Here is an 11,971-nt window from a genome sequence, read left to right as displayed (position 1 = left end):
AAGGATTCATTATGAGGGCAAAAAGCTGCTTAAGTTAACTTTATTCTTTCCCTAAAATTCTGTTGATAATGGCCGCGGCCTGATTGTCACAAAGAATAGCATCCGCTTCAGGTTGAACAGCGCAACCTATATTGTGATAAACTTCCTGAGTAGCAATGGTATCGAGACATATTTTTATCCCATTCTGAATCAATGAAATTGTCTGAACCAGATTCTGATCGTGCTGATGGTTAGTCACCCCTTTATATTGATCGACTAATTCAGCCATTCCTTTCAATACTTGTTGGCGCGCAGCTCGATGTTGTGCCCGTAATTTACATAAATCCTTAGCCAAATCATGATGTTCATTATCGGTCATCACTTCGTTGGTGTCTTCGATACACTGAGCAAGAGTCAATCTGATTTCATCATTATCAGCGGGAATAATTGGATTATTGGGACCATTGTAAGAATTGTTATCTGCAAAGGTCACCGCAGTTACCATGAATAATGCAAAGGCACTTAAGGCTGGAATATTCATACTCGTCCTTAATTATCATGCTTCCAATCGTGAACTATTATTTAAATAATAGACTGAAAATATCGTTTTAGTCCTCTCACTCTGCCTTCTAATTAGCATAATCATGTGATTGCAAATTGCAATAACTCTTACTATGCTCAATATAGCCAGGATGTATGCGAGGTTACTGTGAGTATTGTAAGCCGTTCTTCATGTATTATTAAAGAATTTAGTCCTAACTCTAATTTTTCGTTCAATTCCCCTTCTTATAATTATCAACTAAATACCAACCCGCATAAAATACTTACCGAAGAATTCACTGCAAAAGAATTATCTGATTTTTATGAAGTATTAGGGGTTCAATTATTTTTCGGTAAAGGAGATGTTCTTTTTCAGGAACATGATCAGTCTGATTCCTTTTATATTATTCTTGAAGGTGAGGCAGAAGTTTTTGTGAATAAGAAAACGAAGCACAATGAAAAGCATTCCCATGTTTTAGCTACCTTGAAAAAAGATGATGTGATCGGGGATATGGCTCTTGTTGAGAATAAACCGCGCTCAGCCTCTATTAGAGCGAAATCGGATTTAGCAGTATTAAGCTTTAATTTAGACGCCATTAATGCTCATCCACGAATACGCTTATTGTTAACTAAAAACATGGCCAAAATATTGTCTCAAAAATTACGAGACACCAATCAAATCACCATAAAAAAGATGGAAGAAAGCTTAGAGCAAGCCCAAGCGCGCAATGTACTCGGAGTATTTATGATTGCCATGTTTTGGCTAATCAGCTTATATACATTATCGCTTACTACTTTGATTGGTATAGAAAAAAATCTAATAAACAATACTACTTTTCTCTCAGTCGGTTTAATTGTCTTTTTCGCTCTAGGAATTCTTGGAGCAATGCGACTCACCGGATTACCATTAAAACATTTTGGTATTACTTTTGATGATTGGCCACAAAAAACCTTAGAAGCGGTGAAGTATTCGATTCCGGTGATGCTTTTATTTCTACTTGCTAAAGCCTATTTGGTATATTGGGGAGCTAATCCGAATCATGTCGCGCTATTTTCAGGGTTTGATGAAGGGCTGGTGAACGGTAAATTTAGTGCCACCCTTTATTTGGTTGTTGTATTTTTTTATGCACTCCTTGTACCTATTCAAGAATTAATCGCACGCTGTGCTTTACAATCGACGTTCTTCTCCTTTTTGCCAGGCAATGAAACATTCCGCATTTGGAATGCAATTATTTTATCTAATCTTATTTTTTCGTCCGTACATTCGCATTTGAGTTTAATGTTTGCGTCACTGACATTTATACCTGGATTATTTTGGGGATGGTTATTTTACAAACAAGCTTCGCTTATAAGTGTCTCTGCATCTCATGTTTTGATTGGTGTTTGGGGAATATTTATCCTCGGAGCCAAAGGAATAATCTATTAATGAAAATTCCCCAAACTTAATCTCCTAATGTAAATATCTGCCTCATTGATTTTATTCAATAAATTGTAACAAATTTGCATACCTTTATGGGCAATCTATACTCATATTGTATTATTATAGTTCTATACAATGCAACGCATAAGGAGATGTAAATGAAAATCAAATCATTAGCAGCTGGATTAATAGTTGCTAGCAGTATGGTTCTAGTTGTTGGGCCAATCCAAGCCGCATGTTATAAACAAACACCTGGTTGGCACATGGTTTCCAAAAAATGCCCTATTAAACCTGCTGAAACTTGGCAAGAATATAATAGTGGGGTTTATACTCAACCGCTAGTCGGAAAAGCCTTTTAATGGCTGAGCAATCAATGGGGCTCAGAAGATTATAAGTCTAGCTGACCCCATTGATTATTATTCAAAACAAGTTAGTCTTATATCAAGGTAATCTAACTTTTCTTTATTCTTCTAAAAATGACTAACCATAAAGGGCCGGACACTCAAACGGGTATTATCAGATGGATGGTGATTACTATTTACCTGCTGGCAACACTTTTTTCTGCTGTGTGGCATGGTCCCGTCGCCGAACTTTTTTTACCTATTATTCTTATCTTAGCTATTTTTACTTCCGCATGTCTCCACGGTGCGCAGCGATATGGAATAAAAAATGTAATTATATTTTTTATAATAACTTGGCTCATCAGTCATTTTTTTGAAGCCATAAGCATTCAGACCGGATTCCCTTTTGGGTATTATTATTATGATAAATTAGCCGGTCCAAGGCTATTTGATGTACCACTTATTATTATGTTCGCTTATTTTGGAACGGGTTACGCCTCGTGGATTTTGGCCCATATACTTCTAGGCCAATACGCGAGCCAACTCACTGGGAAGCGGCTATTCATTGTGCCATTGACTGCTGCCTTAATCATGGTGATGTGGGATGTCTGCATGGATCCACTTGCTTCAACAGTCTATTCATTATGGGTGTGGAAGGATGGCGGATTGTATTTTGGTGTTCCCTTACAAAATTATTTTGGCTGGTTTTTCGTGGTCTATATTATCTATCAAATTTTCGCTATTTATATTGCAAAACATGATGTCAGGGCTATGAGTAAGCCCCTTGTTTTATCTTCTAAAAATTTTTGGAGGGAAGCAGTCGCTATTTATGGCATACAAGGTTTAACGCAATTAGTTGACCCTTTTGGTGCTGCTACTCATTTAGAAATTTATGCTTCCATGGCTCTAATTACTGTATTTACAATGATTTTTGTGGTCTTACTGGCTTTACTTAAAATTAATATGAGTAATTTAGAGGTTAATACTTCGCATTTATCTCTGATCTGTCAAAGATAAAATGATGGGCTAGATTTTACAGGTGGAATGGACAAAAACATGAATAAAGAGTTTATTTTTCGCCTTGCTACCCCTGCTGATTTTGACGCACTCTTTGAAATTTATATGGATAAAGAATCATTTAAAGAGATTTTTGCTGATTTGTAGATATACTATGTTTTTTAATATGTTATACCAAAGCCAACCCTTTCGATTTGGATTAATATTGTCAAGGATCGCCTATTATAGGCAAAGAACCTATTGATTCAGTTAATTACAGTGTCTCTGTAGGGGCTACAAAGATCCCGGCCAGAGGTCTTATATGTGATAGATAGACATTTATTCTTAATTAGCTCATTTTGTGAAATGATACTCAAATTTTCGGAAAGTCAGTTCAAGTTTACACTTGAAATACAAACTTTTTTTACAACGCCATATATTAAAAGCCTTATTAATAACAAATTCACATGTTGAATTAGTAATTTTAATCAGGAGTGGAGTTGCCCCTATAAAACCGAACCACCTAACTCACCGCTAATAAGCTCCTAATATATTCTCTGGGAGCCATCATTTTTAAGCCTTTATGAGGGGCAACGTCATTGTAATCATCAAACCATTCAGGAAGCTTTTTCATAACAGTTTGCGCATCATCAAGATCAAAAAAAGCGACATAATCTCGTTTAAATGTTTTAACAAACGCTTCTGCCATACTGTTGCTTTCAGGGCTATATGCTGGTGTGGTCCTCACATCAAAACCCAGGTTTCTTGCAAAAGAAACAGTGTCCCTGGCCACATAACAAGGGCCATTGTCAGTTAACCATTGTATCTGTTTTGGCATGTGCTCTGCTGCACCAAATCGGTATTCTACACTTTCTAGCAATAAGTCCCTGATTGCTTGTCCATCAATGCCCACTGTTGAGGCGATATAACCTAATACTTCTCTGTCACAAGTATCCATTGCAAAAGCGACATGAACTCTATCACCGTTAGCGCACTGCATGGTAAAACAATCTGAACACCAACGAGTATTGCTATGCAATGTAATTACTTTCCCATCATGTACTCGTGTTTGCTTTTTACCATACGCCGGCAGTAATAATTGATTTTGCTTCATAATACGATATACACGTTTATGATTTACGCAGGTAAGACCTCTCTTTTTTAACTCGTGATTAAGAAGCGTTGTAACCCTGCGATAGCCATAGCTACTACGTTTATCCGTTATTTCACGAATGTAAGGCAGTAGTTCCTGGTCACGTATTTTAACCGTTTGTTTTCTGGAGTGTTCCATATTTTTCAACCTCTGCATTAAGTGGGAGCGAGAAACCTGCAGTGCCCTAGCAACTGCTCTCATTCGAAATCGCTTATCCCGTACAAGGGTTGTCGCGAGATCAGTTTTTTTTCTCGACCCAGCTTAACTGCTTCACGCAGAATCTCATTTTCCAATGTCTTTTGTCCAAGAATTTGCTCAAGTTGCTTAATGCGTTTTTTCAACGCCTTGGCTTCGCTTTCAGGGATGACTTCTTCTGTTTTAACGCTGGTCAATGCACCATTCTCCATTATTTTCCGCCAGTAAAATAGTTGACTGGGAGGAATGCCGTGTTTGCGAGCAATAAAGGATACCGTTACGCCTGTTTGGTAGGTTTCATGAACTATTTGTTGTTTTTCGTAAGCTGTCCAACGTTTGCGCTTACCACTGGAGTGAATTATTTCGTTACATTCTATTGTTGTTATAGTCATATTACTAGTCCTATTCCTAGTCGTTAATTTAAAACTAGGTGGACCGGTTTATTTGGGGGGCACTACAAGGAGAACATAGGTGGAATCACCGCCCCTGTTGCACATATAGTTACTGAAGAAATTAAAAATGAAGATAGTTTTAAATCCTATTTGCCTATTAAAAAAATCATATCTATAATTTAAATATTCTCTTTTACTCTGAGAGTAATTAAAAATAGGAGCGAAATTTTGCAAACATTTTTGAATACCCTCCATCTCGATAGTGATATAGGAAGAGAGGATGCTGGAATTTAGCACAGATCCAAGAGTGGTCGTTTTATCGCGAGGTAAGTGTTGAAGTAGAGTACGCAATATATCGTTGAAGTTGGTATTATATATACTAAGGCAATGTTTCAAACAGACTTCAAAATTATCGAGGCGGCTCTACATTTCCAATTTTTAAAAATTAAACACATATCACATATAAAGAACCATAACTGTTAAGGACTCAATGATTTGTGATTCTTTTAAAATTAATAACCCTATAGATCAGAATAAAAAAGCCTCCTTCCTAAAAAGATTAGGTGATTTCGTCAAACCTATCTAATTATATTGCCTCCATCAACATTCTCATACTGTCTAATGTATTGATAAAGTGTTTCTCTACTAATTGGCCTGGTGAAATGGATTCGCTGTTGTGAAATTAATAGATCTATTGATCTGAGTCGTAATAACTATTTGACTTCTATTACTTATGTACCCCCCCTTAACATAGTTGTACTTCCGAGTAGATTTCTCCAGTTAAACTATCTAGAGGAGAATAAAAATGAAGAAATCGCGTTACACAGAAACGCAGTGCTATCTGGATAAAACCCCTAAAGAATAATGCATTTGTAAGCGAAGCGGTGAACAAAATCATCCCTGATAAAAAAGAAGAGCACTTTAGCTCTGCGCCATGGACGGCTTATGGAGGATTAGCTGAGTTATTGAAAACGTATACTGCAATCCGTATTTATCATATTAACTGCCTCAGCTTTAGGTTGATTAAAAAAATAAAATCCAGGTACTGCTTTTTTTGAGCAATTAATAGGATGTATTCTTGCACCTAATTCAACACGTTCTACTTGATAATTATCAGTACAAAGTTCCTTTATGATGCCTTTTAAATGAGCCGCACCTACAGCAACAAATGCATGCCCTTGATCCAGGTAAGTCTTCATATCTTGCACCATAATGCTATCTCTCTGGTCTATTAGTGAATAATAATAACGCCTTACTGTATCATGCTCACATAGTGAGTCGCTTATATCAATACCAACATCTTGATTGTCACTTAAATATTCTTTTTTAGTATCATCTACTGTTTTGATGTACTTTCCAGCATCAATATAACTGAAGATAAAATTGAAATAATCAAGCTGCTCATCCCAGCTGAATTGATAACCCATCAATCCTTTCATTTGATCCTCGAGTGTCTCCAAAAACACTAGGTTTTGTTTATTGGAATCAACTTCATTGATCATTTGTCTATCTAAACCATTAATTAAACGAGAAGGGTCTGATAATTGAAGCGGGAGCAACAGTAGCTGCGACAACAGAATTGGAGATACACGTTTAGCTAAAGATTTAATCTCATGTTGATCAAAATTTTCGAATGCGGTAAAGACGCTTAAATAGCTTTCAGCCATCATAAGAGCTATTAGATTAGTGTGTTCATGTGTGTCGTTTTTCATGCTGTAAGATAAAATTAAAGATGCTAAGATTTCTAAATCCTTCTCCTCATTCTGCAAAGGTGCTTCAAAAATACAAGTTTTTGCATGCATAAAAACTCTTTTAATTTCAATAGGTAACGAAACAATATCCTCATCGTTCACATGCATGGTGCCAAATAAATGACTTTGCTTACCATTTGGTGCAGTTACTTTATAAAAAATGCCCAAATTTTCTCCAAAATAGTTGTAATAAGGAAAAGTCGATCGCACTACAATCGGAATTGGGCAATTATAAGGCTTTGTTGCAAAAACGAACAGTAGTTCATACTTCAAGCTAAAACTATTGACTGAGATCTCAAATGCGCTCAATCAAACCTGCCACATTTAAATGGCGTCATTATCAAAGTGAATTAATCCTGTAATGTGTACACGGGATATACGTTCGGCTAAATACGGTTTGCATTTAGGTTAAACGGCAATAGAGCCTTATAATTCTCTACTGCTGTGCAAGATCGTATGTTTTCAAAAAGAGTTTTCAGATAATTAAAGGGATTAAGACCATTAGCTTTCGCTGTTGCAATGAGGCTATAAAACAATGCTCCGGCATGAGCGCCTCGGGAACTACCAGCGGCAGCGTCATGTATGGACCCAGCCCTGGATGCAAGAGGTAATTGAATAACATGTTAGAAAACGAGATAGAGATGCAGCCATGTATACGGCTTCTTGTTCAGTGCCTAGTCAGCACTTGAGCCCTGATAGTCTCTGCGCTCTTTCTCCTCATCAACTTACCGGTTTCTAGAACCCATGACGCTGTTAGGTTTTGAAAGAGCAGGTCTTACCTGTTTTGCTATCACTTATTGTTTTACGTTAAGCATACTCCAGACGGTAGTAACACAGTTTTTATTTTTGTTTCATTTTATGCAGCACACGCCAGTTCAGGCTGATAACAGGCACCGGTTGCCATGATAGCCCAGATGATTCGGGCATTTTTATTGGCTAAAGCGACCGCAGCTTTATTGGCCCCATGCTGCAATTTTTTACGAGCAACCCATTGACTCTTCGTATCGGTTTTATTATCACAGTAGCGCGTCACAGTACGTGCCCCATGGATGAGTAATGTCCTGAGGTAACGGTCTCCTCGTTTACTGATACCGCCTAATCGTATTTTATGACCACTGGAGTTTTGTTTTGGAGTGAGCCCAAGCCATGCAGAGACTTCACGGCCATTTTTAAATACATTCGGGTCGCCAATACTGGCCACTAGGGCTGAGGCAGTCATGGGACCAATGCCTTCGATGTTCATCACCTCACAACATAAGGGATTGTTCATGGCTTGCGCTTTGATTTCCTGGTCGTAAAAGCCCACTTCATTATCGATTGCTTTAAATTGCTCATAAAGTCGGACAAATAAGGCGTATGCCATACTGCTTAAATGAGCTTGATTCTCATCCAAACGCTCTATCAGTTGGCGAATTTGACGAATACCTTGTGGAAGAATAATTCCGTACTCATTCAATAAACCTCTTATCTGATTAGCCTGAGCAGTTCGTTGCTTCACTAACAGCTCTCTTATCCGATGCACCATCAATACGTCTTGTTGAGCAGCCGTTTTTACTGCAACAAACTTCATTTCTGGACGTGTAACAGCTTCTGCTATCCCGCGAGCATCATTTTTATCATTCTTATTCGCCATTACATAAGGCTTTACGAATTGTGGCGCTATGATTTTAACTTCATGCCCTAGGGATTGAAGGGTTCTAGCCCAATAGTGGGAGCCTGTACAGGCCTCAATACCAACCAGGCACGGCGTACAATTACTCATAAACTCAATGAATTGCTCTCTGCCCAGGCGTTTACTTAATACCTGCTTCCCCTCATCATTAGTTCCATGCAGTTGGAATATATTCTTTGCTAAATCGATACCTAATGTTTTAAGCTCTTTAGTCATGGATCCTCCACCTTTGAATGACTTGATTACACATTCATTCTGGCTCATTACGAAGCCTATTTAAAGTTGCTGGGTCCATACTATTAATTTAACTTTGAATGACCTCCGGCCGGGATCTTTGTAAAAAAGGGTGATGAGCAAATTCCGACCAGATTGTTCGCTCTAAACCGTAGGTATACTATGTTTTTTAATATGTTATACCAAAGCCAACCCTTTAGATTTGGATTAATATTGTCAAGGATCGCCTATTATAGGCAAAGAACCTATTGATTCAGTTAATTACAGTGTCTCTGTAGGGGCTACAAAGATCCCGGACGGAGGTCTACATAAACCCCCAATTGATTTGAATTGAGAGATAATTTATCATTTCGCATCAAGCCAATCCTGAATCGAAATAAATGAATAATATAATAAAATACTTAGTTATAACGCTAGTAACGCTGGTACCTGCCCTGTCTTTTGCAACGCTAAAACCATTCACCAGCAACGATTGCGCAGCTTTAGCAATGCCGAAAACGGTCCTATTAGTTCATGCATCCTGGTGTTCACACTGCAAGGCTTTCTTACCAGTTTACGAGCGTGTATCAAATCAAGAAAAATACAGAGATTGGATTTTCTATCAGATGGTCAATGATAAATTTGAAAATGTTTGTGGCACTGCCATTAAAGGTGTTCCTGTCACCTTTAAAAATAATATGAAAAATAATTTGCTAGGAAATAAGCCACTATCAGTTCTGGAAGAGTTTTTAGATTCGAATGCCTAGGTAGGCTTTTTACACTAGTTCTCAGAATACCTTTTCATGTACAACACAAGGAAATAACGTCATGCTATTTCCTTGTTTATCTTATTCAAGCACGTGTTTCTCTCATCGAGTTATTGATTTCAATATTTTTTTCCGAAGCAATTGAGACAGAATAATCGCTATTGAGAAAACAAAGCTGATTAAAAAAGTAAGCAGCCAATATTTTCGATCAAGATAAGATATTTCATAAAATATTTTTGCCCATTTAACCAAAATAAAATCACTCTTGCTAAGAGCCAATGACGAATATAAGGCTATGAGTCCAAAAGCATATAAGAAATATAACCGTAAATTCTTTTCTTTTTTGTGAATAGTAACCGCCAGAAAATTGGTCGTGGTTACTATCACCATGATCGAAAGCATGACCATTTGTAAATCTTCCGCGGTGTGCCCTGCATACTGTTCTGTTATGCACTGACCTACATAAGAAGCTATCGCGATTAACAATGCGGAAATCATGACAAAGGAAAATAATTCCGTTGTAAAATTTTTTAATTTGTTAATATTGGAGTTTTTTAGAGCAATGATAAATGAGGGCAAACCGATGGAAAAAATATTAATTAAGGCAACCCGACGCGGTGTCAGCGGGAAGTCATAAAAAGCAAAAAATGACATAAGGGTAGTAAAAATCACTAAAAATGTCTTGGTCAGAAAGAGTTTGGCGACGTCATTAATCGTATTAACGATCTTATTACCTTCATCAAAAATTTTAGGTAGAAGAGTGAATTTGTTTTTTAACAAAACGATGTCCGCCACTTCTTTGGTGATGCTACTCCCTTCTTCCATAGCAATCCCTATATCTGCTTCTTTGATTGCAGGCAGATCGTTAACACCATCGCCGATCATCGCGGTGTAAATTTTGTTTTCCCTAAGAAGCTTAACAATTCTTAGTTTATGCTGGGGTTTCAGACGAGAAAATATTTTTTTGTCTTTAATTATTGTTAATAACTGTTCATCATTCACCGCATCAATTTCATTGCCAGATATCAAATCACTATCCTGGATTTTCCAACCAATTTCATGGGCAACGGCCTGTATTGATGACGCATTGTCACCTGACAATATCTTAACTTGTATGTTTTTTCTTTGGAACAGATTGATTGCGTCCATTACATCTTCTCTTACCTGATCCATAATCGAGATAATACAAATCGGTTCAATTTCCATGCAGTTAGTATTTTCTGCAAGAGACTCCGGAGAGAAGTTGGATTTTTCGATACCAAATATCAGGTTTCGAAAAACCTTCAATTTTCCTTTTTGATAGAGTTCATCAATCTGATTTTTTTCTGCATCATCAATTTTATCTAATAACACATCATAACCACCCAGAACAAAAGTTACTTTTTTATTGTTTAATAAATGTAACTTGTCATCGTGGACGATTAACTGCAATAGACTGAATTTATTTTCAGAAGTAAACGGGATCTCTCCGGTAATAATGGCATTGGATGCATTAAATGGTTCCAGTGTTCTCAACGTCGCATTTTTATCTAATGAAAAACGTGCGTAGGTGCCAAGAATTTGCTTTATCTCCTCCATTGAGTAATCCGTGCTTAGCGGTGTGATTTTATGTACTGACAGTTTGTTTTGAGTGAGTGTACCTGTTTTATCAGTACAAACAATTTTAGTATTAGAAAAAGCTTCAATGGCATTAAGCTTTTGTATAATCGCGCCCATTTTACTTATTCGGTAAATTCCCAGCGCAAAGGTAACGGAAGCCATCAAAATGAGCCCTTGAGGAACCAAGGCCAGCATAACCGTGGCCATTTTTCTAATCAGTTCTACCCTATTTGATTCGGCTTGCCCAAATGCCATTTCAAGAGCGATTAAAACTAAGGCCACTGCAAATAAAATTTTTACAATAAAGTTTAATCGCTTTTGCAAAGGAGAAATATTCAGTTTGAATTTTTTGGCAAGTTTCGTAATTTCCTGTGCGTGGCACTCATCGCCAACCTTTAATGCTTTGTAAACACCTCTACCAGAAAGGCAATGACTTCCGGACATTAATTCATCGTTTACATTTTTATTAATCGGAGTGGATTCTCCGGTTAACAAAGACTCATCGATTTCTAATTTCGTAGATTCTACTATGACCCCATCAACAACCACGGAGTCACCACGCTCTAATAGAATAATATCATCAATAACTACTTCGGATTGTTCAATGGATTGCTCTGTTCCATCCCTGATAACTGTTACTTCACGAGTCAATAATAAATTAACTTTATCTAAAGCTCTTTTCGCTTTAATTTCTTCAAAGATAGCGATGAATGTATTAATGATGACAATAAAAGAGACGCCAATAATATCAAAAAATAATCGCTCGTCATGTTCTATAAAGAAGAATACGGTTAGAAAAATAATAATTGCAAAGATAACTAAATTGAAAACTGAAAAAATATTCTCAATGAATATTTCCGCAATTTTTTTAGTTTTTGTCGCTGTCGCTACGTTCTGTTTACCCTGTTTTATTCGTTCTTCTACTTCAGAAGATAGCAAGCCTTTTATCATTT

Annotated in this window: 10 protein-coding genes; 4 read left to right on the top strand and 6 right to left on the bottom strand. The window is 37.1% G+C overall.

Annotated elements, in window-relative coordinates; translation table 11 throughout:
• Positions 1–40: 40 nt before the first annotated feature.
• Positions 41–520, bottom strand: a complete 480-nt coding sequence (locus tag J2N86_RS14445; protein WP_252582691.1) for a hypothetical protein — start codon at positions 518–520, stop codon at positions 41–43.
• Between the two features lie 168 nt (positions 521–688).
• On the opposite strand from J2N86_RS14445, the gene J2N86_RS14440 reads away from it, so the two are divergent.
• The 3 genes from J2N86_RS14440 (at position 689) to J2N86_RS14430 (ending at position 3,297) form a co-directional block, all read left to right on the top strand.
• Positions 689–1,945, top strand: a complete 1,257-nt coding sequence (locus J2N86_RS14440; RefSeq protein ID WP_252582690.1) for a cyclic nucleotide-binding domain-containing protein — start codon at positions 689–691, stop codon at positions 1,943–1,945.
• A gap of 152 nt (positions 1,946–2,097) precedes the next feature.
• A complete protein-coding gene (locus J2N86_RS14435) occupies positions 2,098–2,298 on the top strand; it encodes a hypothetical protein (protein ID WP_252582688.1) in 201 nt (66 codons plus the stop codon).
• Positions 2,299–2,415: 117 nt separating this feature from the next.
• Positions 2,416–3,297 (top strand): carotenoid biosynthesis protein, encoded by an 882-nt coding sequence (locus tag J2N86_RS14430; RefSeq protein WP_252582687.1) that lies wholly within the window; start codon positions 2,416–2,418, stop codon positions 3,295–3,297.
• 502 nt (positions 3,298–3,799) lie between these two features.
• Here J2N86_RS14430 and J2N86_RS14425 read toward each other — a convergent pair.
• The 4 genes from J2N86_RS14425 to J2N86_RS14410 form a co-directional block, all read right to left on the bottom strand.
• A protein-coding gene (locus J2N86_RS14425; RefSeq protein WP_407659006.1) for an IS3 family transposase occupies positions 3,800–5,016 on the bottom strand; the annotation gives its coding sequence in 2 pieces (ribosomal slippage) (positions 3,800–4,677 and positions 4,677–5,016; 1,218 coding nt in all).
• Positions 5,017–5,978: 962 nt separating this feature from the next.
• A complete protein-coding gene (locus tag J2N86_RS14420; protein WP_252582684.1) occupies positions 5,979–7,076 on the bottom strand; it encodes a TraB/GumN family protein in 1,098 nt (365 codons plus the stop codon).
• Between the two features lie 77 nt (positions 7,077–7,153).
• On the bottom strand, positions 7,154–7,303 hold the full coding sequence (locus J2N86_RS14415) for a transposase domain-containing protein (protein ID WP_407659005.1): 150 nt from the start codon (positions 7,301–7,303) through the stop codon (positions 7,154–7,156).
• A gap of 320 nt (positions 7,304–7,623) precedes the next feature.
• Entirely contained in the window at positions 7,624–8,655 is a 1,032-nt protein-coding gene (locus tag J2N86_RS14410; protein ID WP_252582683.1) for an IS110 family RNA-guided transposase, read from the bottom strand.
• 398 nt (positions 8,656–9,053) lie between these two features.
• On the opposite strand from J2N86_RS14410, the gene J2N86_RS14405 reads away from it, so the two are divergent.
• Positions 9,054–9,419 carry a thioredoxin family protein gene (locus tag J2N86_RS14405; protein ID WP_252582682.1) on the top strand — a complete coding sequence of 122 codons (366 nt, stop codon included), beginning with the start codon at positions 9,054–9,056 and terminating at the stop codon, positions 9,417–9,419.
• 102 nt (positions 9,420–9,521) lie between these two features.
• Here J2N86_RS14405 and J2N86_RS14400 read toward each other — a convergent pair whose 3' ends face one another.
• Positions 9,522–11,969, bottom strand: a complete 2,448-nt coding sequence (locus tag J2N86_RS14400; protein ID WP_252582681.1) for an HAD-IC family P-type ATPase — start codon at positions 11,967–11,969, stop codon at positions 9,522–9,524.
• Positions 11,970–11,971 lie beyond the last annotated feature (2 nt).

Source organism: Legionella lytica, from assembly GCF_023921225.1.
In the GTDB taxonomy this organism is placed as follows: Bacteria; Pseudomonadota; Gammaproteobacteria; order Legionellales; family Legionellaceae; genus Legionella; species Legionella lytica.
This window is presented reverse-complemented; position numbering and strand designations above follow the sequence as displayed.